Origin of the sequence: Streptomyces sp. NPDC048018 (assembly GCF_043202995.1) — a bacterium.
Taxonomy (GTDB): domain Bacteria; phylum Actinomycetota; class Actinomycetes; order Streptomycetales; family Streptomycetaceae; genus Streptomyces.
On sequence record NZ_JBIDBK010000004.1, the window covers coordinates 268106 to 294328 of the forward strand.

At 74.6% G+C, this 26223-nt stretch carries 18 protein-coding genes; 6 read left to right on the forward strand and 12 right to left on the reverse strand.

Annotated features, from left to right (window positions below; genetic code table 11):
- The first annotated feature begins 115 nt into the window (after positions 1-115).
- Complete coding sequence (locus tag ACGF1Z_RS17090) at positions 116-1192, forward strand: NlpC/P60 family protein (protein WP_393004664.1); 1077 nt, start codon at positions 116-118, stop codon at positions 1190-1192.
- Between the two features lie 9 nt (positions 1193-1201).
- Here the strand turns inward: ACGF1Z_RS17090 and ACGF1Z_RS17095 are convergent, their stop codons facing one another.
- Both ACGF1Z_RS17095 and ACGF1Z_RS17100 read right to left on the reverse strand, forming a co-directional pair.
- Positions 1202-1909: a LuxR C-terminal-related transcriptional regulator gene (locus ACGF1Z_RS17095; RefSeq protein ID WP_393004666.1), complete on the reverse strand. Its 708-nt coding sequence runs from the start codon at positions 1907-1909 to the stop codon at positions 1202-1204.
- Positions 1906-3174, reverse strand: coding sequence for a PspC domain-containing protein (locus tag ACGF1Z_RS17100; RefSeq protein WP_393004668.1), 1269 nt, complete (start codon positions 3172-3174; stop codon positions 1906-1908). The genes ACGF1Z_RS17095 and ACGF1Z_RS17100 overlap by 4 nt, the downstream gene beginning before the upstream one ends.
- 156 nt (positions 3175-3330) lie before the next feature.
- Here ACGF1Z_RS17100 and ACGF1Z_RS17105 point away from each other — a divergent pair, with 156 nt between their 5' ends.
- Together ACGF1Z_RS17105 and ACGF1Z_RS17110 are read left to right on the forward strand one after the other, a co-directional pair.
- A complete protein-coding gene (locus ACGF1Z_RS17105) occupies positions 3331-4803 on the forward strand; it encodes a PspC domain-containing protein (protein WP_393004670.1) in 1473 nt (490 codons plus the stop codon).
- Positions 4790-5050: a hypothetical protein gene (locus tag ACGF1Z_RS17110; protein WP_393004672.1), complete on the forward strand. Its 261-nt coding sequence runs from the start codon at positions 4790-4792 to the stop codon at positions 5048-5050. Before ACGF1Z_RS17105 ends, ACGF1Z_RS17110 begins: the two co-directional genes overlap by 14 nt.
- On the opposite strand, the gene ACGF1Z_RS17115 is transcribed toward ACGF1Z_RS17110, so the two are convergent.
- The 4 genes from ACGF1Z_RS17115 to guaA form a co-directional block, all read right to left on the reverse strand.
- Entirely contained in the window at positions 4960-5508 is a 549-nt protein-coding gene (locus tag ACGF1Z_RS17115) for a DoxX family protein (protein ID WP_393004674.1), read from the reverse strand. The genes ACGF1Z_RS17110 and ACGF1Z_RS17115 overlap by 91 nt on opposite strands.
- A 126-nt stretch (positions 5509-5634) precedes the next feature.
- Positions 5635-6870, reverse strand: coding sequence for a hypothetical protein (locus ACGF1Z_RS17120; protein ID WP_393004676.1), 1236 nt, complete (start codon positions 6868-6870; stop codon positions 5635-5637).
- A gap of 170 nt (positions 6871-7040) precedes the next feature.
- Entirely contained in the window at positions 7041-7841 is an 801-nt protein-coding gene (locus ACGF1Z_RS17125) for a class II aldolase/adducin family protein (protein ID WP_393004678.1), read from the reverse strand.
- A 349-nt stretch (positions 7842-8190) separates the two neighbouring features.
- Complete coding sequence (gene guaA, locus ACGF1Z_RS17130; protein ID WP_393004680.1) at positions 8191-9783, reverse strand: glutamine-hydrolyzing GMP synthase; 1593 nt, start codon at positions 9781-9783, stop codon at positions 8191-8193.
- A gap of 351 nt (positions 9784-10134) precedes the next feature.
- Here guaA and ACGF1Z_RS17135 point away from each other — a divergent pair, with 351 nt between their 5' ends.
- Positions 10135-10437, forward strand: a complete 303-nt coding sequence (locus tag ACGF1Z_RS17135; protein ID WP_393004682.1) for a chorismate mutase — start codon at positions 10135-10137, stop codon at positions 10435-10437.
- A 763-nt stretch (positions 10438-11200) separates the two neighbouring features.
- On the opposite strand, the gene ACGF1Z_RS17140 is transcribed toward ACGF1Z_RS17135, so the two are convergent.
- The 6 genes from ACGF1Z_RS17140 to ACGF1Z_RS17165 form a co-directional block, all read right to left on the reverse strand.
- The gene (locus ACGF1Z_RS17140) at positions 11201-13021 is read right to left on the reverse strand and encodes a GMC oxidoreductase (protein WP_393004684.1); all 1821 of its coding nucleotides are present in this window, start codon (positions 13019-13021) and stop codon (positions 11201-11203) included.
- A 40-nt stretch (positions 13022-13061) separates the two neighbouring features.
- Positions 13062-14684, reverse strand: coding sequence for a succinic semialdehyde dehydrogenase (locus ACGF1Z_RS17145; protein ID WP_393004686.1), 1623 nt, complete (start codon positions 14682-14684; stop codon positions 13062-13064).
- 103 nt (positions 14685-14787) lie between these two features.
- Entirely contained in the window at positions 14788-16476 is a 1689-nt protein-coding gene (locus tag ACGF1Z_RS17150; RefSeq protein ID WP_393004688.1) for a serine/threonine-protein kinase, read from the reverse strand.
- Positions 16477-16680: 204 nt separating this feature from the next.
- Positions 16681-19686, reverse strand: a complete 3006-nt coding sequence (locus ACGF1Z_RS17155; protein ID WP_393004690.1) for a protein kinase — start codon at positions 19684-19686, stop codon at positions 16681-16683.
- Between the two features lie 75 nt (positions 19687-19761).
- Positions 19762-22197, reverse strand: a complete 2436-nt coding sequence (locus ACGF1Z_RS17160; protein ID WP_393004692.1) for a protein kinase — start codon at positions 22195-22197, stop codon at positions 19762-19764.
- Between the two features lie 141 nt (positions 22198-22338).
- Positions 22339-24045 carry a glycerol-3-phosphate dehydrogenase/oxidase gene (locus ACGF1Z_RS17165; protein WP_393004694.1) on the reverse strand — a complete coding sequence of 569 codons (1707 nt, stop codon included), beginning with the start codon at positions 24043-24045 and terminating at the stop codon, positions 22339-22341.
- Positions 24046-24311: 266 nt separating this feature from the next.
- Between ACGF1Z_RS17165 and ACGF1Z_RS17170 the strand changes: the two genes are divergently transcribed.
- Both ACGF1Z_RS17170 and ACGF1Z_RS17175 read left to right on the forward strand, forming a co-directional pair.
- The gene (locus ACGF1Z_RS17170; protein ID WP_393004696.1) at positions 24312-25565 is read left to right on the forward strand and encodes a nucleotide sugar dehydrogenase; all 1254 of its coding nucleotides are present in this window, start codon (positions 24312-24314) and stop codon (positions 25563-25565) included.
- A gap of 117 nt (positions 25566-25682) precedes the next feature.
- On the forward strand, positions 25683-26186 hold the full coding sequence (locus ACGF1Z_RS17175; protein WP_393004698.1) for a hypothetical protein: 504 nt from the start codon (positions 25683-25685) through the stop codon (positions 26184-26186).
- Positions 26187-26223: the final 37 nt, after the last annotated feature.

The window sequence follows — 26223 nt, forward strand, 5'->3', positions numbered from 1 at the left end:
GACGGCTGCCGGTCACCCCCGCCGAGAAAACCGGCGGCGGCCCGTCCCCCTGTGCGGGCCGCCGCCGGCCCCGGCGGGCGATGTCCCCCGCAGGGAGAGGATGTGACCCGCCCTCGTGGCAGCGCACCGCAAGCCCAAGCAGTCCCCGCTCGGCGGCCAGGCCGCCCGCACGGCGGCCACTCTGGCCCTCGCCTCCGCGGCCACCGCGACCGTCTTCGAGGGCTCCGGGCACGCCGCGCCCCGGCCGACCCCCGCCCAGGTCAAGGCCGAGGTGGACCGGCTCTACGAAGAGGCCGAGGTCGCGACCGAGAAGTACAACGGCGCCAAGGAGCAGGCCGACCGGGCGTGGGCCGCCTTCGACCGGCTGCGCGACGAGGCCGCCCGCAGGACCGACCGGCTCAACCGCTCCCGCGAGTCGCTGGGCACGATCGCCGCCGCGCAGTACCGCTCCGGCGGCCTCGACCCGGCGATCCAGCTCGCCCTCACCTCCGACCCGGACCAGTACCTGGAGCGGGCCGCGCTCGCCGAGAAGGCCGGCGACCGGCAGGCGGCGGCCGTCGCCTCCGTACGGCGCGAGCTGACGGCCGTGCGGCAGCTGCGCGGCGAGGCCGAGGGGCGGCTCCGGGAGCTGCGCACGCACGAGGCCGAGCTGCGGCGCCAGAAGGCCACCGTGCAGGGGAAGCTGAACGCGGCCCGCACCCTCCTGGCCCGGCTCACCGACGAGGAGCGGGCCCGGTACGAGGCCGCCGTCGCGGCCGGCGCGCACGACGCGGCCGGCGCCGCGGGGACGACGGACCGGGCCGACCGGGGCTCCCTGCCGCGCGGCCCGATCGCGGCGCCCACCACGCGCGCCGCCGAGGCGATCGCGTACGCCCGGGCGCAGCTCGGCAAGCCCTACGTGTGGGGGGCGACGGGGCCGTCCGCCTTCGACTGCTCCGGGCTCACCCAGGCCTCCTGGCGCGCCGCCGGGGTCTCGCTGCCGCGCACCACGTACACCCAGATCAACGCCGGCCGCCGGGTCTCACGCTCCGAGCTGGCCCCCGGCGACCTGGTCTTCTTCTACTCCGGCATCAGCCACGTCGGCCTCTACATCGGCGGCGGACAGATGATCCACGCCCCGCGCCCGGGCGCCCCGGTCCGGATCGCCCCGATCGACGAGATGCCCTTCGCGGGCGCCACCCGGGTGGGCTGACGCCGGTCCTCAGACGAGGCGGCGGGCGGTCGCCCAGCGGGTCAGCTCGTGCCGGTTGGAGAGCTGGAGCTTGCGGAGCACCGCCGAGACATGGGACTCGACCGTCTTCACCGAGATGAAGAGCTGCTTGGCGATCTCCTTGTACGCGTAACCGCGGGCGATCAGCCGGAGCACCTCGCGCTCCCGCTGGGTGAGCCGGTCCAGGTCCTCGTCCACGGGCGGGGCGTCCGTCGAGGCGAAGGCGTCGAGGACGAAGCCGGCCAGGCGCGGCGAGAAGACGGCGTCGCCCTCCTGCACCCGGAAGACCGAGTCGACCAGGTCGGTGCCGTTGATGGTCTTGGTGACATAGCCGCGGGCGCCGCCGCGGATGACCCCGATGACGTCCTCGGCCGCGTCGGACACCGACAGGGCCAGGAACCGGACCGGGTTCTCGGCCGCCGCCATCAGGCTGGCGCAACGGCGCAGCACCTCGACCCCGCCGCCGCCCGGCAGGTGCACGTCGAGGAGGACCACCTCGGGGCGGGTGGCGGTGATCACCGTGACCGCCTGGTCCACGTCGGCGGCCTCGCCGACCACCTCGACACCGGTCACGTCGGTCCGGCCGATCTCGGCCTGCACCCCGGTGCGGAACATGCGGTGGTCGTCGACGAGCACGACCCGCACCCGGCGCTCCGTGTCCTGCGCCGCCCCGCTCCCGGTCCCCGTCTCGTCGCTCATCCGTCCGCCCTCTCCATCTCCAGCTCCACTTCGGTACCCCCGCCGGGCACGGACCTCAGCCGCGCCGATCCGCCGTTGCGCTGCATCCGGCCGATGATCGATTCTCGTACGCCCATCCGGTCGTCCGGTACCGCGTCCAGGTCGAAGCCCGGCCCCCGGTCCTTCACGGAGACGAAGACCGTCCGGCCCTCCACCTCCGCGTAGACCTGCACCGGTCCCCCCTCGCCACCGTACTTGGCGGCGTTGACCATCGCCTCGCGCGCGGCCTGCATCTGCGCCCCCAGTCTCTCGTCGAGCGGGCAGTCGCCGACCACGACGACCTCCAGCGGGACGCCGTGCTTGTCCTCGACCTCGGCGGCGGCCCGCTTGACCGCCTCGGCGACGGTGGCCGGCTCCTCGTCCTCCTCCTTGCCGGTGCCCTCCGGCCTGTACAGCCAGTTGCGCAGCTCCCGCTCCTGGGCGCGGGCGAGCCGGCGGACCTCACCGGGGTCGTCGGCGTTCCGCTGGATCAGCGTGAGGGTGTGCAGGACGGAGTCGTGGACGTGGGCGGCGACCTCGGCACGCTCCTGGGCGCGGATGCGCAGCGTGCGCTCCTCGCTCAGGTCCTGCGACATCCGGACCAGCCAGGGCCCGGCGAGCAGCGCTATCCCGGTGAGGACGGCGACGGCGGCGGTCAGCGCCGTGCCGAGCTGGGCGACCGAGCCGCGCACCACCATGAACACGGCGAGTCCGGTGCCGACCAGCGCGACGCCCACGAGTCCGCGGACGAGCTGGAGGGCGCGGCGGCGCCGGCCGGGGTCGGTCCAGCTGGCCCGGCGGGCGTTGTCCGCCTGGCGCCAGACGAGGACGACACCGACGCCGATCAGCAGGGAGGGCCAGATGTAGCGGCCGGCCTCCCGGTCCACATGGAGATTGCCGACGAAGGCGGAGATGCCGAGCGCGAGGGCGATCAGGGCGAAGACCTGGCCCCGGTCGGGCTTGCGGAGGCGTCTGCGGCCGTCGGCCGTGGTCTCGAACACCGACCGCGGGGCCGAGCGGCCGCCGACGCCGAGCGGCACGACGATCCAGAACACCGCGTACAGCAGCGCGCCGAGGCCGTCCGCGAGCATCAGGGCCACGAAGAACGCGCGCACCCAGATCACCGGCAGCCCCAGGTGCCCCGCGAGGCCGCGCGCGACACCGCCGAGCCACCGTCCGTCGGCGCTGCGGTACAGCTTGCGCACGGGCGGTTCGTCGAGCTCGGGGACACGGGCGGCAACGGGCATGGACCGATCGTCACACGTTCGGCCGCCTCCGGGCATCAGGGTCGGCCCCGATATCGCCCCCGGGTCCGTCTCGGGGTCCGGTCCGACCGGAAGATCAGGGTCAAGGCAGGGTCGGACCCGGTGCCGCGGGGCGTCACGGGCGGTCACCATGGAGGTATGACGAGTACGACGCCTTCGCCCCACGAGGCCCCGCCGCCGGCCGAGGGCCCGCCCGCCCCGCCGCTGCGGCGCTCGCGCGGGCAGAAGGTCGTGGCCGGCGTGTGCGGCGGTCTCGGCCGGCACTTCGACCTCGACCCGGTGATCTTCCGGATCGCGCTCGGCGTGCTCGCCGTCACCGGTGGCGTCGGACTGATCTTCTACGGCTTCGCGTGGCTGCTGGTACCGCTCACGGACGAGGAGGAGAGCGAGGGCCGCCGGCTGCTGACCGGCCGGGTCTCCGGCTCCTCGCTGAGCGCGGTGCTGATGGCACTCGTGGGCTGCGGCGTCTTCCTGTCGATGCTGCACAACGGCGGGACGCTGGCGTTCGCGCTGATCCTCTCCCTCGCGGTGAGCGGGGCGGCGGTGTGGTCGCAGCGGCGCCCGTCGGTGGCGGCGACCGCCGAGGAGGGCGGCCGGATCGACGCGGCCGCGGCGCTCGCCGTCGCGGAGGCGCCGCCGGAGACGAAGGCGCCGCCGCCGGTCGAGTTCCCGTCGTGGTGGCGGGACCCGATCGTCAAGGACGGCTCGACCGGCAAGGTGGCCGTCGGCTACCTCTGGGGCCCGTCCGGCCTCCTCGACGAGGACGGCACGGACGGGGTGGCCCCGCCCCCCGCCGGCCGGTGGGGCCCCGGCCCCGGGCAGCCCAGCCGGCCGGCCCCCTCGACCCGGGTCCGCACGACCCCGCCGTCCATCGGCGGCCTGGTGTTCCTGCTCGCCCTGGTCGCGGGCGGGTCGGGCACGGCTCTGTCCTGGGACGGCCATCCGCTGGGCACCAGCCTGCAGATCGGTCTGGCGGCCGCGCTCGCGGTGTTCGGACTCGGCCTGGTCGTCAGCAGCCTGGTGGGCCGGACCGGCTTCGGCACCGTCTTCCTCATGCTCGTGACGGCGGGCCTGCTCACGGTGGCGTCGGTACTGCCGAAGGAGATCTCCACCGTCTGGGCGCGCGAGACCTGGCGCCCGGCGACGGTCGCGGCCGTGCAGCCGGGGTACGAGCTCGGCACGGGTGTCGGCACGCTCGACCTGTCGGGCCTGGCGGTGCCGCCGGGGACGAAGGTGACGACCCGTGCGGAGGTCGGCGCGGGGAGGCTGGAGGTGATCGTGCCGCGGAACGTGACGGTGACGCTGCGCGCCCGGGCGGGCCTCGGCGACCTCCGGCTGCCCCCGGACGGAGCGGCGCCGGTACCGGCCGCCCCGCCGACCCCGCCCGCCCCGGGGCGGGCGACGGCACAGCCCTCCGCGCGGCCGCCCGTACCGCCGACGCCGCCGGCGCCGTCCGCCGTGCCGGCGCAGCGGGGCGACATCGACATCGCGCCGGACCTCGACGAGACCCGTACGCTCACGCCGCCGCCGGGCGTCACCCCGGGCGGCACCGTCGACCTCTTCCTGGAGGTCGGCCTCGGACAGGTGGAGGTCACCCGTGCCGGTTCATGAGTTCCGCCCCGGCCGGCTGATCCTGGGCACGGCCGCCCTCGCCCTCGCCGCGCTCTTCGCCGGGGACGCGGCCGGCACCTGGCCGGTCGCCTGGTACGTGGTGTTCCCGCTGCTGGGCGGGGCCTTCGTCCTGGCGGCGGTCGCCTCCTGGATCGCCTACCGGGTACGCCGGCGGGCGGCGAGGAGGGCGTCGAGCGACAGCACCGGGGCGCCCGCCAGCAGCAGCGGCAGCCAGGCCATGAGGTAGGCGAGGTCGTTGCCGAGGTAGTACGGGTGCACCTGCCAGCTGACGGTCAGCCAGAGGCTCAGCGAGATCAGCGCGCCGCCGAGCGCGGCGGCCCGGGCGAAGAGACCGAAGAGGGTGCCGAGGCCGACGGCCAGTTCGCCGAGGGCGATGGCGTAGCCGAAGCCGACCGGGTTCTTCAGGGCCAGGTCGACCAGGGCGGGCAGTGCCGAGCTGTCCCGGACACCCCGCATGACCTCGCCGATCGAACCGGAACCGGTGTCGGCGAAGAAGCCGGGATCGGTGAGCTTGTCGAGGCCCGCGTAGATGAAGGTGATGCCGAGGAAGATCCTCAGCGGCACCAGCGCGTAGCGGGAGGCGAGCGCCTTCCAGCCGTCGGGTCCGCCGACTCCGGCGGAGGTTCCGCGGCCGCCGGAGCTCCCGGAGCCCCGGCCCGCCGTTCCGTCCGTCCGTTCCGTCATGTCCGGCCGCCTCTCCACGCCTCTGCCCTGTGTTACGAGGAACGATTCTCCCTGGATTGCCCGGGGAGGGACATTCCCGGGCGGAGGCGATTCGCCGGGGGACCGGGACGGGCGGCCGGGGACGGCTCAGTCGAGGACGTCGATGGTGACCCGGTTGGTCTCCACGCCGGCGGCCGTCACGACGGAGACCTCCACCCGGCCCGGTTCCACGTCCACCGGGAGGGGAACGGTCAGGGCCGTGTCGGTGGGGTTGGCGAAGCCGCCGGGGACGGGGACGAGCGGGACGTGCGCGTGGACGGGGCCGATCCGGACGACGAGCCGGGTCAGCGGGTCCGGGCCCGCCGCCCCCGCCGGGACGAAGCCCGTGCCGCGGATCTCGATGTCGTCGCCGGTGCGGATCGGGGCGTCGAGGTCACCTGCCTCGCGGGCCCGGACCACCGAGAAGATCTTGGGGCGGCCGCCCTCGGCGCACTTGCCGGAGAGGTAGCAGGCCACGGAGACGGCGACGAGCAGCACCAGCGCCCAGGGCAGCCCGGGCAGCCGGTCGGGGGCCCGGCCCAGCCGGACGGCGGCGAGGACCAGGACGGCGGCGGAGACCAGCACGTACTGGACGTCGGTGAGGGAGGCACGGCCGTCGTCGTCGCAGAGGAGGTCGGCCGGGCGCGGCCGCTCGGCCCGCACCTTCTGCAGCCGGCGGGCGGCGACCCGCAGCGCCACGATCAGCCGGGCCGTGACGGCGGCCAGGCCGACCAGGGCGAGGACGGCGAGGAGTCCGGCGCCGCGCCGCAGGCCGAGGTCCACGTGCGGCGCCCCGCCGGCCAGGCGCAGGGACAGCAGGAGCACGCCGAAGACGGCGAGCAGGAGCCAGGCGCCGGCGACGGTGCGGGAGGTGGAGAGCCGGTTGTCCTCGCCGAGGAGCGGGGCGAGGACCCCGCCGCGGTCGCGGTGGGTCCGGGCCACGGCCGTCAGGGCGGCGGCGAGCAGGACGGCGGTGCCGAGAGCGGCGGTGCGGGCGCCGGTCCAGCCGCTGCCGACGGCGGTGAGGGCCTGCCCGAGGAGCAGCGCGAGAACGCCGCCCCAGACGGCGGCGAGGGTGCCGCGGTACACCCGCCCGCGCCGGGCGCCGCCGGCCTCCCGGCCGCGCGCGGTGACCGTACGGGCGGACTGGGCGAGTTCGTCGGAGACCCACTGGCGGGAGGCGACCGGCGAGTGGGCGAGGGCGGCGGGCACGCCGTGTCCGGCGGCGAGCTCGTCGCGCCGGGCGAGGAAGGCGGCGACGGCCCGCCGGTGGCCGGAGCCGCCGCAGTGCGGGCAGCCGCCCTCCGCATCGTCCCCGCACTGTCTCGCCTCGTGCACCGCCACGGCGCCGCCCACTTCCCGATCGGTCGACCGGCCACAGGTGCCGTGGTCAACTGGCTGTTGATTCCTGGGAATTGTGCCTCACCCCATGCCCGCACGGAGGGCTGTGCACCCTTCGCGCGGGAGTGATTGAAGAGTCATCACATTGACGTAAGGACAGCCAAGCGCACGTCCTACGACAGCAGTTCCGGCTCCGTACGGCTGATCCGCCGCCACATCGGCTGGTAGTTGATCCAGGCCACCAGGTCGCTGCCGAGCTGCTCACGGGTGGCGACGGCGTCGCGGTGGTCGATGAGCACCGGTTTGCCCGCGGCCCGCGCGGTCAGCTGCACCTGGGCGCACCGCTCCATGGCGATGAACCACCAGGCCGCCGCGTCGACGGACGAACCGACCGTGAGCAGCCCGTGGTTGCGCAGCACGATGCCCTTGAAGCCGCCGAGCGCGATCGCGATCCGGCGGCCCTCCTCGGGGTCGACGGTGACCCCGGTGTAGGCGTCGTAGAGGGCGTGGTCCTGGTAGAAGGCGCAGGCCTCCTGGGTGATCGGGTCGATCAGCTCGCCCAGGGCGGCGAGCGCCCGGCCGTGCGGGGAGTGGGTGTGCGCCACGGCCACGACCTCGGGCCGGGCCCGGTGCACCTGGGCGTGCACCGCGAAGGCGGCCTGGTTGACGTGGTGGGCGCCGTACACGACGTGGCCGTCGCCGTTGACCAGGACGAGGTCGCTCGCGGTGAGCTCGGCGAAGGGGGCGCCGAAGGGGTTCACCCAGTAGCAGTCGGGGTGCTGGGGGTCCCGGGCGGTGATGTGGCCGGACACCCCCTCCTCGTATCCGAGCCGTGCGAACACCCGGAGCGCGGCGGCGAGCCGCTGCTTGCGGTGGGCGCGCTCCTCGCCGGCCGTCGCGTGGACGGGCGGCATCGCGAAGTGGAGCTGTTCGACGGGAACGGGGGCCGGAACGGACGCCGGTATCTCGGTCATGCGCCGGAAGGTAACGCCCGGCCGGTCAACTCACCAGATCCCGTACGCAGATCCGCGTAGGGGATCTGCGCACACGCGTACGGGATCCGCGGACGGGGGCGGGGGCGGAACGACGGGACGGGCTCTCCGGAGCCCCGTCCACGCCCCCGGACGGCCCGGACGGCCCTGACGGCTCAGGGGGCCCGGCAGCCCGGCAGCCCGGGGATCGGCAGCCCAGCCGCTCCGGGCGGCCCTGGCGACCCCACTGCCGGGGCCGGGCCGGGCCGCCGGGGCTGCCGAGGTCGCCACGGACGAAGCCCCCGCCCCCGGTGGTGTCCGGGGGCGGCGGCTCACTCGCTCGCGGGAGGGGTCACTCCCACTCGATGGTGCCCGGCGGCTTGCTGGTCACGTCGAGGACCACGCGGTTGACGTCCGCGACCTCGTTGGTGATGCGGGTCGAGATCCGGGCGAGGACCTCGTAGGGCAGGCGCGACCAGTCGGCGGTCATGGCGTCCTCGGAGGACACCGGGCGCAGCACGATCGGGTGGCCGTAGGTGCGGCCGTCGCCCTGGACGCCGACGGAGCGGACGTCGGCGAGCAGCACGACCGGGCACTGCCAGATCTCGCGGTCGAGACCGGCGGCGGTCAGCTCCTCGCGGGCGATGGCGTCGGCCTCGCGCAGCAGGTCCAGGCGCTCCTTGGTGACCTCGCCGACGATGCGGATGCCGAGGCCGGGGCCGGGGAACGGCTGACGCTGGACGATCTCCTCGGGCAGGCCGAGCTCCTGGCCGACCATGCGGACCTCGTCCTTGAAGAGCTGCCGCAGCGGCTCGACGAGCTCGAACTCGATGTCCTCGGGGAGGCCGCCCACGTTGTGGTGGGACTTGATGTTGGCGGTGCCGGTGCCGCCGCCGGACTCGACGATGTCCGGGTACAGCGTGCCCTGGACCAGGAAGGCGACCTCGGGGCCCTCCTCCTGGAGGATCTCCAGCTGCGCCTGCTCGAAGACGCGGATGAACTCACGGCCGATGATCTTGCGCTTGGTCTCCGGGTCGGAGACGCCGGCGAGGGCGGTGAGGAAGCGCTCCTGCGCGTCGACGACCTTCAGCTGGACGCCGGTGGCGGCCACGAAGTCCTTCTCGACCTGCTCGGTCTCGCCCTTGCGCATCAGGCCGTGGTCGACGTAGACGCAGGTCAGCTGCGAGCCGATGGCCTTCTGCACGAGCGCGGCGGCCACCGCGGAGTCGACACCGCCGGACAGACCGCAGATGGCGCGCTTGTCGCCGACCTGGGCGCGGATCGCCGCGACCTGCTCCTCGATGACGTTGCCGGTCGTCCAGGCGGGCTCGATGCCGGCGCCGCGGTAGAGGAAGTGCTCCAGGATCTGCTGGCCGTGCGTGGAGTGCAGCACCTCGGGGTGGTACTGGACGCCGTACAGCCTCTTCTCGTCGTTCTCGAAGGCGGCGACCGGCACGACGTCGGTGGACGCGGTGACGGTGAAGCCCTCGGGGGCGGCGGAGCAGGCGTCACCGTGCGACATCCACACCGACTGCTCGACCGGGGTGCCCTCGAAGAGCGTGGAGCCGGCCTTGCTGACGTGCAGCGGCGTACGGCCGTACTCGCGGGCGCCCGTGTTGTCGACGGTGCCGCCGAGCGTGGTCGCCATCAGCTGGAAGCCGTAGCACATGCCGAAGACGGGGACACCGGCCTCGAAGAGCTCGCGGTCCAGGCGCGGGGCGCCCTCGGCGTACACGGAGGACGGGCCGCCGGAGAGGATGATCGCCTTCGGGTTCCTGGCCAGCATCTCGGCCACCGGCATGGTGGACGGGACGATCTCGCTGTAGACCCGGGCCTCACGGACGCGACGGGCGATGAGCTGGGCGTACTGGGCGCCGAAGTCGACAACGAGGACTACGTCCGGGTTGGTGACGTCGGGCGCGGCAGCGGGGGTCGCTGATGACACTACGGCGGCCTTCCGGCGGTAGGAGAGGGTCCCCCGAAGGGGGGGTTATTTGTCGATTCTACCGGCGCGCCGCCCTTGCCCTTCGTCTCACCATCCGAACCGGGGTGGCCTTCGTCTCACCATCCGGGCCCGGGTTGTCGCGGGGGGCCGGGGCGGGTCCATACTGACGCCATGCGCAAGCTCACGACCTTCGTCTTTACCTATGGCACCGGCCGGTCCGGATGCCATGGTCGTGCTGCTTGAGCAACTGACAAGCGACTTCCCAGGCGCCCCGGGCCGACAAGGCCCGGGGCGCTCTGCGTTCTCCGGGCCTTGTCGCTCCGGGGCAGCCGATCACCTCCAGGAGCCCCCATGAGCACGAAGACCGCCACCCGTACCGTCACCGAGCAGACCGGCGCCCGCACCGACGAGGCCGCGGCCCTGATCGGCGACGCCCGTGAGCGCATCGACGCACTCGACGACCGGATCATCGGCCTGATCCAGGAACGGATGGCCGTCTCGGCCGTCATCCAGGAGGCCCGCATCTCCTCCGGCGGCCGCCGGGTGAACCTGGCCCGCGAGATGGAGGTGCTCGGCCACTACCGCGACGCGCTGGGCAAGCCGGGCACCGCGCTCGCGATGACGATGCTGGAGCTGTGCCGCGGCCGCATCTGAGCGGCGGCCGGCCGTCGCCCGGACCGGATGCGGGGCGCCCCGGACGGATGCGGGGCGCCCGGGGCGGATGCGGACACCCAGGTCGGTCGGGGCCCGCGACCGGCCCGGACCGGGCGCCCGGCGCGGCTCCGGGCGCCGCGGCTCGTGCGGTGCCGCCCCGGCGCGTGCGAGTGCCGCCCCGCACCCGAGTTCGGTCGCATCCTCACCCGTACGGCGCGTGACCGGGCGGCTCGGCGCTTCGTTGGTCGTGATGTCCGTGCCAGCCAGGGGCGGGCCCGTATGGAGACCACGCGTGGATTCGCCGGGGCGTGTGGCGCACCTCAGGTGCGCCGTGGGACCTCGCCCCGGCGCACGTGACCGGACGGCAGGGGACAGCAGCCCGGTCACCCAGAAGGGGCGGTCGGTCCCGGGGACGCCCGGGGCCGGCCGCAACCGGCCGAACGAACCACCCGAGACCCGCGTCCCGTTCCCCCACACCCCGACACCGCTGCGGCGCTCCACCCCCGGCGCCGCGCCCCCCGGCACCGCCCGCAGCCCCGACGCCGGTGCCGCACCCAGGAGCCCCGCGCCGCGACCGGAATCGCGACGCGGGGCTCCCGCGCCGCACGGCCCGCTCCGCGTGACGCGCGTCACACAAAGAACCCGTCTCCGGGCTACAACCAATCCCCCAGGTCACCGGTCATCTATGCAGCACCACCCGAAAGCTGGAGGGGCGCTGCACTCGGAGGGGGGTGCAGCGCCCTTTCACTTTTCCGGAGTCCGCTCAGGCCTTCTTCGGCGGGACCGCGGGAATGCCCAGGAACGGCAGCTTCAGGGCGCCGAACGCCTCCGCCGGGACGGCGGGCGACGTGGGCTCGACCGCGGCCAGCCGGACGTACGGCTCGCCCTGCCGCGGCCGCGCGTCCTCCTCGCCCTTGTTCGGCCAGAAGGACATCGCCCGCTCCGCCTGCGCCGTGATGGTCAGCGACGGGTTGACGCCCAGGTTGGCGGAGACGGCCGCGCCGTCGACGACCGAGATGCCCGGGTGGCCGTAGAGCCGGTGGTAGGGGTCGATCACCCCCGTCTCCGCGTCCGCGCCGATCGGGCAGCCGCCCAGGAAGTGGGCGGTGAGCGGGGTGCCCATGAGCTCGCCGATGTTGGAGCCGGCGAAGCCGTTGATCTCCTCCGCCATCAGGGCGGCGGCCCGGGTCGCGGCCTCGATCTGGGTCGGGTTGGGCGCGCCGTGCCCCTGGCGGGCGGTGAGCAGGCCCTTCCCGAGGCCGCCGGGCTTGCGGTAGGTGGTCAGGGAGTTGTCGAGGGACTGCATGACCAGGCCGATGATGGTCCGCTCCGACCAACGGCGGTTGGAGAGCGAGCGCATGGCGAGCGCGGGGTGCCTGACCAGTTCGAGGAGCCAGTTGCGGACCCGGTGGGCACCGTAGGGCACCTGGAGGACGGTCATGCCGCCCATGGAGTTGGATCCCTTGCCGTAGCGGACGGGCTCGATGTGGGTGTTCTCGTCCGGGTGGATCGACGAGGTGATCGCGACGCCCTTGGTGAAGTCGGCGCGGTCTTTGCCGTGGCGCTTGCGGTAGCGGCGGTCGGTGGTCTGCGCGCCGACCAGCGCCTCGGAGTTGGTCCGGGTCAGCTCGCCGAGCCTGCCGGAGATGTGGGGCAGCAGCCCGGTGTCCTTCATCCGGTGCAGGAGGGTCTGCGTGCCGTACGTGCCGGCCGCGATCACCACCCGGGGGGCGGTGAAGGTCCGGCCGGCCCCCTTCTTCCTGTTGTCCGTCGGCAGGGTCCTGACCGCGTAGCCGCCGCGCGAGTCCTCGGTGACGGCGACCACCGAGGTCATCGGGTGGACGACGGCGCCGGCCTTCTCGGCGAGGTAGAGGTAGTTCTCGTTGAGGGTGTTCTTGGCGCCGTGCCGGCAGCCGGTCATGCACTCGCCGCACTCGGTGCACGCCCTGCGGGAGGGGCCCGCGCCGCCGAAGTACGGGTCGGCCACCTCGCCGCCCGGCCGTGCCTTCGCCGCCTCGGCCCCGTCGGCGTCCTCGCCGTCCCCGAAGAACACGCCGACCGGCGCCATGTGGAACGTGTCGCCGATGCCCATCGCCTGCGCGGTGGCCTTCAGGTGCACGTCGGAGGGCGTCATCGTGGGGTTGAGCCGCACGCCGAGCATGCGCTTGGCCTGGTCGTAGTAGGGCGCGAGCTCCGCCCGCCAGTCCGTGATGTCCTTCCACTGCGGGTCGTCGAAGAAGGGCGCCAGGGGCTCGTAGAGGGTGTTGGCGTAGTTGAGGGAGCCGCCCCCGACGCCGGCGCCGGCGAGCACCATGACGTTGCCGAGCAGGTGGATGCGCTGGATGCCGTAGAGGCCGAGGGCCGGTGCCCAGAGGAAGTTCTTCAGGTCCCAGGAGTTCTTCGGCAGGGTCGCGCGGGTGTAGCGCCGGCCGGCCTCCAGGACGCCGACCCGGTAGCCCTTCTCGGTGAGCCGGAGGGCGGTGACCGAGCCGCCGAAGCCGGAGCCGACGACGAGGACGTCGTAGTCGTAGGCGGCGTCCGAGGCGTCCTCGGCCTGGTTCTGGGCAGGGGGTACCGCGGTCATGGCTCTCCTCGTACGGGGAACGGGCAGGTGGGGCGGACGGTCAGCGCAGTCGCAGGGCCTTCATGACCTTCAGGGAGGTGCTCATGAAGGCCGCGTACTTCTCGTCGTCCATCCCGAAGGAGGGCGCGAGCGGGATCAGCCGCTGCTGGGCCACGGTCTGGGCCTCGGTGTACTTGAGGATGCCCTCGGAGCCGTGGCGCCGGCCGAGGCCGGAGTCCTTCATGCCGCCCATCGGGGACTGCACGCTGCCGTACGCGGGGGCGTAGCCCTCGTTGATGTTGACGGTGCCGGTGCGCAGCCGGGCGGCCACCGCGTGGCCGCGGCGGGAGTCGGTGGTCCAGACGGAGGAGTTCAGGCCGTACGGGGTGGCGTTGGCGAGCTCGACGACCTCGTCCTCGTCCGTGAAGCGGTAGATCGAGACGACCGGGCCGAAGGTCTCCTCGGCGCAGACGGCCATCGGGGCGTCGACGCCGTCGAGGATGGTCGGCTCGAAGAAGTACGGGCCGATGTCGGGACGCGCGTGGCCGCCGGCGACCAGCCTGGCGCCCTTGGCGACGGCCTCCTCGACGTGCCGGGTGACGGTCTCCAGCTGGCGCTCGCCGACGAGGGAGCCCATGTCGGCGCCGTAGGCGAGGGAGTTGCCGAGCCGCATGGCCTTCGTCCGGGCGGCGAAGCGGTCGAGGAAGGCGTCGGCGACCGACTCGTGCACGTACAGCCGCTCGATGGAGATGCACAGCTGGCCGGCGGAGGAGAAGCAGGCGCGGACGGCGCCGGCGGCGGCCTTCTCGATGTCGGCGTCCTCCAGGACCAGCATGGCGTTCTTGCCGCCGAGCTCCAGGCTGACGCCGACGAGGCGGGCCGCGGCGCCCTGGGCGACCTCGCGGCCGGTCCGGGTGGAGCCGGTGAAGGAGACGTAGTCGGCGTGCCGGACCACCTCGGGGCCGACGACGGGGCCCTCGCCGAGCACGACCTGGAAGACCTCGGCGGGCAGACCGGCCTCGATCAGCAGGTCGCGGGCCCACAGGGCGGTCAGCGCGGTCTCGGTGTCCGGCTTCATGACGACGGCGTTGCCGGAGACGAAGGCGGGCAGGGCGTCGCCGACCGACAGCTCCAGGGGGTAGTTCCAGGGCGCGATCTGGCCGACGACCCCGCGCGGCTGGCGCAGCTCGGTGACCTTGGTGAGGGTCGGCACGACGCCGGTGTGGTGCTTGGGGCGCAGGTAGGCGGGGGCCTTGCGGCCGTAGTGGCGCGCGGCGACGGCGACCGCCAGGACCTCCTCGTGGGCGTGCAGACGGGCCTTGCCGGTCTCCAGCTGGATGAGGTCGAGGACCTCGGCCTGACGGCGGAGGACCAGGTCGTGGAAGCGCAGCAGCACGGCCGCGCGGGCCCGGACGGGGGTCGCGGCCCAGACGGCCTGGGCGGCGCGGGCGCGGGTGAAGGCCTCGGCGACGTCCTCGGGGGTGGCCTCGGGCAGGTCCGCCAGCTTGTCCCCGGTGAAGGGGGTGTGGTTGGCGGTACGGCCGGAGCCCGCGACGCCGCGGGTGAGCCGGGCGACCAGCTCGGGCGTGACCACGTCGGCGGCCGTGCGCACCCCGGCGGGCGCGGGCGCGACGGGGTTGGTGCGGGCGGTGGCCGTCGTGGGAAGTACCTGCGAGTCCGTCATGGGGCCGAGCGTAGGACGCATTCCGCCCTTTGGGTACCCGTGAGTAACGCGTTTTCACCGCACGCCCCCATCGCGCCAGCGATCACTGGCACATAAGCCCTGATCAGGGGCTCACGGTAGCTCCAGGGGCTCTCCAGTACTTCTTCACGATGTCGAACTGCTCGCGCGTCCGCTCCCAGTTCTCCTCCGGCGCGGCCATGTACAGGGCGTACTCGGTACCGTCCTCGTCGTAGTACACCTGGTCGATCGCGTGCCGCGGTCCCGGGAAGGTCTGCTTCTCGATCCAGGTGAACTCCCAGACGGCGGAGTCGACCTGGTCGCGGAAGGTGTTCTGGGTCAGCCGGATCCGCTGGTACTCGGCCCGCCGCTGCACGATCTTCTCCAGGTCGAGCATGTGCATGTACGGGTTCTCGAAGTCGGGCGAGCGGTCGATGCTGACGCGGATGCGGTGCCGCCCGTCGTCCGGCGTGTAGTCGATCTGGTCGCCGTCCATCCGGCGCTTCCAGCCGTCGGGGACGACCAGGCTGAAGCCCTCCGGGTCCTGCACCCGGTGCCAGCCGACGGGGACGGCACCCTTGGCCGAATCCTTGCCGTCCTTGCCCGTGGTCTGGGTGACGGGCGTGTCGCCCCCCTTGTCCGCCTTGCCACCCATGTGGGTCATCGCGGCGAACACCGCGCCGCCCGCGAGCAGCCCGGCGACGACCGCGGCGAGCAGTGCGGCACGCCAGCGGCCCCGGCGTCCGGCGGAGCCGCCCGCACCGCCCGGCAGACCGGGGGCGGTGACGCCGGTGGAGGGCGTGGCGGGCTCCGCCGGCGCGGTCGCCGGCGTGGCCGCCGGGACGGCCGCGGGGTCGTCCTGCGGCACCGGCAGCGGCGCGGTCAGCGACGGGGCGGCGGCGGCCAGCTCCTCGGCGCCCACCCGCTGGGTGGGCACGAAGGCCTGTGCGGCCTGCGGCTCCCGGCCCTCCATGGCGTCGAGCAGCATCCGCTCGGCCTCGTCGGCCCGCGGGCGCTGCTCCGGGTCCTTGCGCAGCAGCGCCACGATGACCGGGGCGAGCGCGCCGGCCTTCTCCGGGTACGGCGGCTCCTCGGTCACCACGGCCTGCATGGTGCTGATCGGCGAACCGCGGCGGAACGGCGAGGTGCCCTCCACCGCCGAGTAGAGCGTGGCGCCCAGGGACCACAGGTCGGAGGCGGGACCCGGGTCGCCGCCGCGCACCCGCTCGGGGGCCAGGTAGTCGATGGAGCCGACGAGCTCGCCGGTGCGCGTGATCGAGGAGTCGCCCTCGATCGCCGCGATACCGAAGTCGGTGATGAGGACCCGGCCGTCGCGCGCGAGCAGCACGTTGCCCGGCTTCACGTCCCGGTGCAGCACCCCGGCGGCGTGCGCCGCGCGCAGGGCGCCGAGGACGTGCAGCCCGATCCGGGCCGCCTCGCCGGGCGCGATCGTGCCGGCCTCCTTCGCCGCGTCCGCGAGCGAGGGGCCGTCCACGTACTGCATGACGATCCACGGCCGGTCGTCGTGCTCCAGGACGTCGTGCACGGTCACCACGCCCGGGTGGGTGATCCGGGCGGCCGCGCGCGCCTCCTTCTGCGTCCGGGCGTGCAGGACCAGCCGGTCGGCCTCGGCGACGAACCGGCCCGCCGTCAACTCCTTGACGGCCACGACCCGGTGCAGGACCTCGTCGTGGGCACGCCAGACCTTGCCCATGCCGCCGCGCCCGATGGATTCGCCCAACCGGTAGCGTCCGGCGAGCAGCAGCCCGGTTCCGGTGCTCTCAGAATGTTCCACGTGCCCCCGCCTGTTTGCTTCCGAGGCAAGGGTACGGAGAGGGAAGCGGCCCGCGAAACCTCGGGGCGCCTTTGGGAACAACTCTGTGACCAGCGGCGGTTTTCGGCCACTCGCGGTGCTCGGGCCGGTACGCGGCGCGGCCGTTGGCGGGGAGCACGGCGGAAAAGCGGGCGCCGGAGGCGGGCCGGTGGACGACGGCGCAGGTCACCGGGTGACCCGGTAGGCCTTCACCGCCTGGTCGTAGATCTCGGAGACCTTGTCGCGCTCGTTCTCCGGCCCGATGACCTGCACGACGTGATAGCGGCCGCCCTCGATCAGCGCCAGATTGCGCACGAACACCTCACGGCCGGTGCTGTCCTGCCAGGTGAACTGGCCGACCGCCATGGCCTGTCGGCCGACGTCGATCCGGCGCAGGCCCGAGGCGCTGGACCAGGACGAGTCCCGCCAGGGCTGGAGCTCGCGCTCCCTGGTCCGCTGGTAGGCCATGGGGTCGGTGCCGTTCGCCTGGACCGTGTCCCGGCCGGGCACCACGATCAGCGTGAAGTCGCCGCCCGTGTAGCGCACTTGCCCGGCGTCGTTGATCGGGCTGCGCCGCCAGTCGCGCGGCACGCCCAGCTGGAAGCCCTCCGGGTCCTTGCGCAGCGCGTAGCCGGCGGCGAGCGCCGGGGCGGACGGGTCGGCGGAGGGCGTGGGCCCCTTGGACGGGGTCCCGGTGGCGGACGGCGGCGTGCTCTGCGGCGGCTTCGGCGCCGCGGAGCCGGACCGCGTCGGCGGCGGCGCCGTGCGGCCGCCCTCCTCGCCCTGCCGGGGCATGAAGAGGACGGCGTACGCGACCGCCCCGCCGAGCAGCAGGAGGACCAGGAGGAGCAGCATGCGGCCCAGGGAGCGCGGCGAGCCCGGAGAGCTCCCCGGCGCGCGGGGGGCTCGCGGGGCACGCTGCGGGATCTCCTCGTGCACGGGCGCGTCGAAGAAGGGTGCGTCGGCCCGCGTCGGGTACGCCCCCTCGCGCGGGGCGCGCCCGCCCTTGCCCTGGCGGTGCCGTCCGCCGCCCGCCCCGCCGCGTCGCCGGCGCACCAGTTCGCCGCGGCGGCGCACGATGGGCAGCCTCCGGGCGTCCGGGGAGGGCAGCGGTACGACGCCGATCCCGGCCTCCGGCTCGGGCGCCGAACGCACCAGGGAGCGCAGCCAGCCGCTCAGCTCCTCCACGTCGGGGCGCTCGGTGGGGTCCTGGCGCAGCAGCGACTCGACCACGGGGCGCAGCGGCCCGCACTCCTCGGCGAAGGCCGGGGGCTCGGCGCACACCAGCTGCACCAGCTCGGCGGTGTGGTCCTCGGGGTACGGGGCGTGGCCCTGAACGGCCCGGTAGAGCAGGGCGCCGAGCGCCCACAGGTCGGTGGCGGGGCCGATGGGCGGGGCCAGCCGCCAGTGCTCGTGCACCGGGCCCGCCTGCTCGGGCGCCCAGCGCTCGGTGACCGGGCCGACGACCGCCATGCGGGTCTGCCGGGCCCGCTCGGCGGCGAGGCGGGTCGCCGGACCCCGGTACGCCTCGTCGGGACCGCCCGGCGCGCGGGACGCGGCGGCGGGCACCAGGGGCGGCCGGGGAGCCGCCGCGGTGTATCCGGCCGGGAGCGCGGGCAGCGCGGGGCCCTGGCCGCCGCCGGCCGGGACGGAACGCCCGCCGTCGCGGGCGGCGTGCGGGCCGTCGCTCCAGGAGCCGGTGAGATAGGCCCGGGGCGGCGGAGTGCCGTAGCCGCCGCCCGTCTCGTCCTCGTCGTCGACGTCGTCGTCCTCGCCCACCCGGGACCACCACTGCGGCCCTGGCGCCGCGGGCGGGGCCTCCGGGGCCTCCGGAGCCGCAGGCGGGGCCTCGGGCGGCGCCGGCGGGGCGGGGCGCTGCACCGGAAGGGCCCCGGTCTCGCCGATCCGCGCGGCGGCGCGGGCACCGGCCCGGTAGGCGGCGATGGCTCCGGCGCGGGCCGCCCGCACGTCGGCGGCGGGCGGCACGGCGGGTCCTGCGGGCGTCGCGGGGGCGGCGGGCGACTCGGTCCGCTCGGTCCCGTTCCCGCGTCCGTACGGGGTGCCGCCGTCGGGGCCGTATCCGGCGCGGGACGGGGCGTCGGGGGTGCCGGGCCCGTCCTCGGGCGCGCCGTGGGCGCCGTCGGCGCCGTCGTGCGCGCCGTGGTGACCGCTCCCGGCCGCCCGGTCGGGCTCGCCGTACTCGACGGGCGCGGCTTCGCGGGCGGCGGGCACGTGGCCGTGGGGGTCGGCGGGGGCGCCGGACATCGGGGCGGGGGCCGGGGCACCCCGGCCGTGGATCTCGGGGGCGTAGGGCTCGTACGGCTCGTACGGCTCCAGTTCGTGGACGGCCGGGCCGGCCCCGAGGGCCTCGTACGCGCCGCGCTCCTCGTAGGCCTCGGTCTCGGTCTCGGGGTAGGCCTCTGTCTCGGCGTAAGCCTCTGTCTCGGCGTAGGTTGCGGTCTCGGCGTAGGCACCGTGCTCGTCGTAGGCCTCGGGCTCGTCATAGGCCTCGGGCTCGTCGTACGCGTCGTGCCCGGCGTACGCGCCGTACTCGTCCTGGGACCCGGGCTCCTCGTACGCCTCCTGCGGCCCGCCGAACGGGAGCGGGTCCTCCTCCACCGGCACCGGGGCGTAGCCGCACAGGGCCTCCTCGGCGGCGCCGGCCGCGAGGCCGGTGAGGACGACGCGACCGTCGTCGCAGACCAGGACCGTGCGGGCGGTGACGTTGCGGTGGGTCCAGCCGTGCGCGTGCAGGGCGCGCAGGGCGGCGAGCAGGTCGGCGCCTATCTCGGCGGCCCGGTAGGGGGTGAGCGGCCCCTCCGTCAGGAGCTCGGAGAGCGGCGTGGCCGCGACGAACTCACTCACTATCCACAGCGAACCGGCTTCCGCGAACACGTCGAAGACCTGGTCGAGGCGCGGGTGGTCGGGGATCCGGGCGGCTGCCTGGGCCGCCTCGACGGCACGGCGGACGGCCGGGTCGGCCGGGCTGCGGGTGGCGCGGCCCGGGCCCGCGTACGGCTCGTCGTCGACGAACTCGGCGTCGACGACCTCCGGCAGCGGCACATGACGGATGCGCACTTCCTGGCCGCTGTACGTGTCGAAGGCCCGCGTCTCGACGGGATCGTCCGCGTCCGCCGACGGCAGGGGCAGGCGGTACCGGTCCGCCAGCACTCTTCCCGCGTAGTCGTCCACGACGCCTCCCCACGCGCCCCACGTCCCCCGTGCCCCGCCCTCGCGGACGGGGCCTCTCACGATACGTGCCGCCGGTCAGTCCTTGGGGCTGAACGTGGCGAACGCGGTGTCCCGCAGCGTCTTGCACTCCGCGGCGTCCCACGCCTCGGCCCGGCAGCTCACCATGATCGAGTAGCCGTGCCCGGCGTCGACCTTGAAGCCGCGGTTGAGCACGTGGACCCGCACACCCTTCTGGGTGCGCTCGAACTCCCAGTCCGCGACGGTCGGATAGCCCTTGTAGGAGACCGGGTGTATGCCGATGTGCCGGTAGCCGTTGCTGGTCGCGGCGACCGCGGTCAGCGCGGCACGCCAGGCGGCGGCCGCGTCGTCCTTCGGACTGTCGTTGAAGTCGACCTGCACGCGGGGGAAGGCGCCCTGGGAGGCGTTGAAGATGCCTCCGGAGTTCTCACCCGCTATGTCGGTCATCCGGAAGGACGCCGGCATCGCCATGGTGAAGTGGAAGCGGGCGTTGGTCACCATGACGTAGCCGGGCGGCAGCTGCGGCCCGCTCCCGCCGCCGGACGGACCGCCGCCAGGGGTCCCGGTGGGCGTGACGCCGCTCTGGCCGCCGCTGTTGGCGGCCGGCTTGCCGCCGCCCTGCTGGGACGGGTCGCCCGACCCCTTGTCCGTGCCCTGCCCGTCGGTCCCGCCGGACGCGCTGCCGGCCGAGGCGGTGGTGCCGCCGGTCGCCTTGCCCTTGCCCTGGTCGGCACCGTCCTGGCCGCCGCCGAGGGCGACGTACAGGATCGTGCCGAGCAGCGCGACGAGCACCACGGCGGCGATGACCACCAGGGTGCGGCGCGGGACGACGTCGGTGAGCGAGGCCCTGCTCGACGCCGGCCGGTCCGGGGTCCCGGCGCCGGTCGCGCGCCCGGAGGCGGCCTTGGCCGAGACCGCGGCGTTGCGGACCGACTTCAGGGCGCCCCGCATCCGCTCGGCGGCCGCGTCGGCGGTCTTCTCGCGGACCGGCTTCGGCGTGCCGGGCGTGGCGGGGCCGCCGCTCGGCGGGCCCTCCGGGAGCGGGGGCAGCGGTACGACCCTGGTGGCCTCGGGAGACGGCTTCGGCGGTGCCTCGGGCGCGTCGAGGACGGCGCGCAGCAGCACCCGCGCGCCGGCGTCGTCGAGCCGCTGTTCCGGATCCTTGGCGAGCAGGCCGTAGATGACCTTCTCCAGCTCGGGGCCCGCGTTCTTCGGCGGGTCGACCGGCTCGGTCATCACCGCGGTGAGCGTGGCGATGGCGGAGCCCTTGTCGTACGGAGGGCTGCCCTCGACGGCCGCGTACAGCAGTCCGCCGAGGGACCACAGGTCGGCGGCGGGGCCGGGCTTGTGGCCGCGGGCCCGCTCGGGCGAGATGTACGAGGGGGCGCCGACGAGCATGCCGGTGGAGGTGATCGAGGGGTCGCCCTCGACCTGGGCGATGCCGAAGTCGGTGAGGACGGCGCGGCCGTCCTCACCGATCAGCACGTTGGAGGGCTTCACGTCGCGGTGGAGGATTCCCTCGCGGTGCGCGGAGCGCAGGACGTCGAGGATGGCGAGACCGACCTCGGCGGCGCGGCGCGGGGTGAGCGTGCCGTCCTCGCGTACGGCCTCGGCGAGGGACTTGCCCTCGATGAGCTCCATGACGATCCACGGGCGGTCGTCCTCGTCGACGACGTCGTAGACGGTCACGGCGCCGTTGTTGCGGATCCGGGCGATGGCCTTGGCCTCGCGCAGGGTCCGGGTGATGAGGCGTCGCTTCTCGTCCTCGTCGATGCTGCTGGGGAAGCGCAGTTCCTTGACGGCGACGGTCCGGCCCAGCGTCTCGTCGACCGCGCGCCACACCGTGCCCATGCCACCGCGGCCCAGGACCACGCCGAGCCGGTAGCGGCCGGCCAGCAGCCGCCCCTCGGCCGACGGCGTGTCAGCGCGTCCGGTCCGGGCGCCGGTTCCGGTGGCGTCCGCGCCGAACCCGGCGGCCGGCGCGGCCCCGTCGGTCGAGCCGCTGCGCCCGCCCTGACCGGCACCGGCGCTCTTCGCGAGCCCCACGCCGGCCCGCGGATCCCGGCCGCGGGCCCGGTCGTTCCCGGCGCCCGCCGTGCCGCCGTCACCGGGCGTCGCGGCCGTGGGCTTCACGAGCCCGGGTGCCGCGTCCCTCGGCGCCGCGTCCCGTGGTTCCGCCGCGTCCGTGGCGTCGTCCGCGGACGTGTCCGCCGACGCCCCGGCCCGCGGCGCGTCCTCCGGTCCGGCCGGTTCCCGGTCGGCGCCGGACGCGCGCGGCGCGTCCTCCGGTGCCGCCGACGCGGCGTCACCCGCGCCCGCAGGCCCGCTTTCCGACGGGCCCTCGGGCCCGCCCTCGCGCGCCGTGGCGTCCTCGTTCCGCCCGGCCGCGCGCGCCGCCGGGACCGTGCCCCGGTCGCCGTCGGTCGCGGCACCCGCGGCGGCGTCCCGCCGGGGGGCCTGCCCCGTGTCCCGCGACTGCTCCGCCTCCGACATGCGTCCCCTCTGCGATCCCTGATTCCCGCCCGCGTCCGCAGCTCCCGCTTGATGCGGCAACCCGCCCTGGAAGAGAGCTCATTGTCCCTCACTCCGGGACCGCCGGCTCCCCCGGGTCCGGAGTCCGAGAAGCGAAACGGGTCAGATCGGCACGATGTCCGGCGCGCCGAGCCTGGCCGCGTCGGCCGTCAGGTCGTCGGGCTGACGCTGGGATTCGCGCTCCGCCTCGACCCGCTTCTCGTAGTGTTCGACCTCCTTGTCGATCTGGAGGGCGTCCCAACCGAGCACCGGCGCCATGAGTTCGGCGCACTCGCGGGCGCTCAGCGTGCCCCGGTCGAAGGTCTCGATGGAGATCCTGGTGCGCCGGGTCAGGACGTCGTCCAGGTGCCGCGCGCCCTCGTGCGAGGCGGCGTAGACGATCTCGGCCTTCAGATAGTCCTCGGCCGCCGGGAGGGGCGCGGCGAGCGCCGGGTCGGCGGCGATCAGGTCGAGGAGCTCCTCCGTCAGGGAGCCGTAGCGGTTGAGCAGGTGCTCGACCCGGGCCACGTGGAGTCCGGCGCGCGCGGCGATGCCGGCGCGGGCGTTCCACAGTGCCCGGTAGCCCTCGGCGCCGAGGAGCGGGACGTCGTCGGTGACGCAGGCGGCGACCCGTTTGTCGAGGGCGTGGACGGCCTCGTCGACGGCGTCCTTGGCCATCACGCGGTAGGTCGTGTACTTGCCGCCGGCGACGACCACGAGGCCGGGCACCGGGTGGGCGACGATGTGCTCGCGGGACAACTTGCTGGTGGCGTCGGACTCGCCGGCGAGCAGGGGCCGCAGGCCCGCGTAGACGCCCTCGACGTCGTCGCGGGTGAGCGGGGTGGCGAGCACGGTGTTGACGTGTTCCAGCAGGTAGTCGATGTCGGCGCTGGAGGCGGCCGGGTGGGCCTTGTCGAGGTCCCAGTCGGTGTCGGTGGTGCCGATGATCCAGTGGCGGCCCCAGGGGATGACGAAGAGGACCGACTTCTCGGTGCGCAGGATGAGTCCGCTGGTGGAGTGGATGCGGTCCTTGGGCACGACGAGGTGGATGCCCTTGGAGGCGCGGACGTGGAACTGGCCGCGCTCGCCGATGAGCGCCTGGGTGTCGTCGGTCCACACGCCGGTGGCGTTGACGATCTGATGGGCCCTGATCGCGTACTCGCCGCCGGTCTCGACGTCCTGGACGCGGGCGCCGACGACCCGTTCCCCCTCGCGCATGAAGCCGACGACCCGGGCCCGGCTGGCGACCTTCGCGCCGTAGCTCGCGGCGGTGCGGACGAGGGTGGCGACGAAGCGGGCGTCGTCCATCTGGGCGTCGTAGTACTGCAGGGCGCCGACGAGGGCGTCCTTGCGCAGGCAGGGCGCCACGCGGAGGGCCTTGCCGCGGCTGAGGTGGCGGTGGACCGGGAGGCCGCGGCCGTGGCCCGAGGAGACCGACATCGCGTCGTACAGGGCGACGCCGGAGCCCGCGTACATCCGCTCCCAGCCCTTGTGCTGCAGGGGGTAGAGGAACGGGACCGGTTTGACGAGGTGGGGAGCGAGGCGTTCGAGGAGGAGGCCGCGCTCCTTCAGCGCCTCGCGGACGAGGGCGAAGTCGAGCATCTCCAGATAGCGCAGGCCTCCGTGGATCAGCTTGCTCGACCGGCTGGAGGTGCCGGACGCCCAGTCGCGGGCCTCGACGAGGCCGGTGGAGAGTCCTCGGGTGGCGGCGTCGAGGGCGGTGCCCGCGCCGACGACCCCGGCGCCGACGACCAGCACGTCCAGTTCGCGCTCGGCCATGGCCGCGAGCGCCTCGGTGCGCTCGGCCGGTCCCAGTGTCGCTGTCCTCACGGTTGGTGCCTCCCGTCGTCCCCCGTCTGCGTCAGCACGCGAACCGGTCCTCGTGCGGTCCGGCTCACCGTCGATTCTGTCCCGCCCGCCCGACTTCAGCCACCGCCTCGCCCCCACCCTGTGGATAACACTCGGCGACCTTCGGCTCCGCAATGCCGCATATCGGTCATATTTACGCCTAGTCTGACATTGCGTCGGCCCCCTTCGGTCCACCGGGCTTGCGCACCGCGTTCCCTCCGGCTACTGGGAAGGACGGCCCACCCCCCATGCCCGCTGATCTCGCCGTCATCGGCCTCGGTCACCACGGACTCCCCCTCGCCCAGGCGGCCACAGCGGCCCGCATCGCCACCATCGGCTACGACACCGACCCCCGCCCCCTCGCCGAACTGGCCGCCGGACGTCCCCCGGTCGACGGCTCCCTCACCGCCGCCGAGATCCGCCGGATGCTCGCCAGCGGCTTCTCGCCCGCCGCCAACCCGGCCGAGCTCGGCCGGGTCCGCACCGCCGTCATCTGCGCGCCCACCCCGTCCGGACCCGACGGAGCACTCGACCTCACCGCCGTCACCGACGCCGTCCGCGCCCTCGCCGCCCGGCTGCGGCCCCACACCACCGTCGTGCTGGAGTCCCCGGTGCCGCCCGGCACCACCGAGGGCCCGCTGCGCGAGCTCCTCGAAACGGGGTCCGGGCTGCGCGCCGGACGCGACTTCCACCTCGCGTACTCCCCCGGCCGGATCGACCCCGGCGGCCGCGGCGCCCACGGCGCCCACGCCCTCGCCGGCACGCCCAAGGTGATCGGCGGCCTGACCCCCGCCTGCACCGAGTCCGCCGCCGCCTTCTACGGCCGCCTCACCGACAAGGTCGTCCGCGCCCGCGGCCCGCGCGAGGCCGAGACCGTCAAGCTCCTGGAGACGAACTTCCGGCACGTCAACATCGCCCTCGTCAACGAGATGGCCGTGCTCTGCCACGAGCTCGGCGTCGACCTCTGGGACGTCATCCGCTGCGCCGAGACCAAGCCCTTCGGCTTCCAGGCCTTCCGCCCGGGTCCCGGCGTCGGCGGCCACGGCGTGCCCGTCGACACCGTGGGCGGCCACCGCCCGCTGCGCCTGGTCGAACTCGCCGGGCAGGTCAACGAACGCATGCCGCAGTACGTCGTCCAGCGCTGCGCCACGCTCCTCAACGAACACGGCAAGTCCGCCCGCGGCGCCCGGATCCTGCTGCTCGGGGTCACGTACAAACCCGATCTCGCCGACCGCCAGGGCTCCCCCGCCGACGAGATCGCCCGCCGCCTGATGGACCTCGGCGCCGCCGTCAGCTACCACGACCCGTACGTCCCCGACTGGCGCGTCCGTGACCTGCCCGTCCCCCGCGCCGACTCCCTCTACGAGGCCACCGCCCACGCCGACCTGACGCTGCTCCTCCAGCACCACCGCACATACGACCTCCAGGGCCTCGCGGTGAAGGCGCAGCTCCTCCTCGACACCCGCGGCGCGACCCCGGCGGGCGCCGCCCACCGGCTCTGAGCGTCCCCCTGGGCCTCCAGGGCCCGTAAATCCCCCCGCCCCGTCACAGGGAGCTGCTAGCCTCCGGCGCTTGACCGCACACTCGTGCGGCACCGTCCCAGGGGGGATTTACGTTCCATGAGCCAGTCCGTTCCGCCGCCCGGCAACCCGTTCGCCCAGGGGGCCGGGCCCGGCCAGGTGCCGCAGGCGCCGCCGCCCGCCCCGCCCGCAGCCCCGGCCCGCTCCCACGTGGGGCTCGGCCTGGTGGCGGCCCTCGTCGCCGCCCTCGTCGCGGGCGGCGTCTACGGCGCCCTCGCGGGCGGCATCGAGCGGGAGATCGGCTGGGCGGCCGTCGGCGTGGGCTTCCTCGTCGGCTTCGCGGCCGGCAAGGCCGGCGGCAACAACCCCGCCCTGCCCGTGGTCAGCGCCGTGCTCTCGCTCGGCGCCGTCTACTTCGGCCAGCTGGTCGCCCTCGCGATCATCGCCGGCAAGGAGCTGGACGTCTCGGCCTCCACCGTCTTCTTCGAGCACTTCGACGGCCTGACGCAGGTGTGGAAGGACGAGCTGGACCCGCTGACCTTCCTGTTCTTCGCGCTCGCCGCCTTCGCCGCGTTCAGCGGCTCGAAGAAGGCCGCGGCCTGAGCCCTGCGGCCGTAGCACGAGGGGCCCCGCACCGGGT

Bases quoted from the DNA above. Each gene is read 5' to 3' on its own strand.
- ACGF1Z_RS17095 (WP_393004666.1), bottom strand. From the start codon at position 1,909: ATGAGCGACGAGACGGGGACCGGGAGCGGGGCGGCGCAGGACACGGAG.
- ACGF1Z_RS17100 (WP_393004668.1), bottom strand. From the start codon at position 3,174: ATGCCCGTTGCCGCCCGTGTCCCCGAGCTCGACGAACCGCCCGTGCGC.
- ACGF1Z_RS17105 (WP_393004670.1), top strand. From the start codon at position 3,331: ATGACGAGTACGACGCCTTCGCCCCACGAGGCCCCGCCGCCGGCCGAG.
- ACGF1Z_RS17115 (WP_393004674.1), bottom strand. From the start codon at position 5,508: ATGACGGAACGGACGGACGGAACGGCGGGCCGGGGCTCCGGGAGCTCC.
- ACGF1Z_RS17125 (WP_393004678.1), bottom strand. From the start codon at position 7,841: ATGACCGAGATACCGGCGTCCGTTCCGGCCCCCGTTCCCGTCGAACAG.
- ACGF1Z_RS17135 (WP_393004682.1), top strand. From the start codon at position 10,135: ATGAGCACGAAGACCGCCACCCGTACCGTCACCGAGCAGACCGGCGCC.
- ACGF1Z_RS17140 (WP_393004684.1), bottom strand. From the start codon at position 13,021: ATGACCGCGGTACCCCCTGCCCAGAACCAGGCCGAGGACGCCTCGGAC.
- ACGF1Z_RS17145 (WP_393004686.1), bottom strand. From the start codon at position 14,684: ATGACGGACTCGCAGGTACTTCCCACGACGGCCACCGCCCGCACCAAC.
- ACGF1Z_RS17160 (WP_393004692.1), bottom strand. From the start codon at position 22,197: ATGTCGGAGGCGGAGCAGTCGCGGGACACGGGGCAGGCCCCCCGGCGG.
- ACGF1Z_RS17170 (WP_393004696.1), top strand. From the start codon at position 24,312: ATGCCCGCTGATCTCGCCGTCATCGGCCTCGGTCACCACGGACTCCCC.
- ACGF1Z_RS17175 (WP_393004698.1), top strand. From the start codon at position 25,683: ATGAGCCAGTCCGTTCCGCCGCCCGGCAACCCGTTCGCCCAGGGGGCC.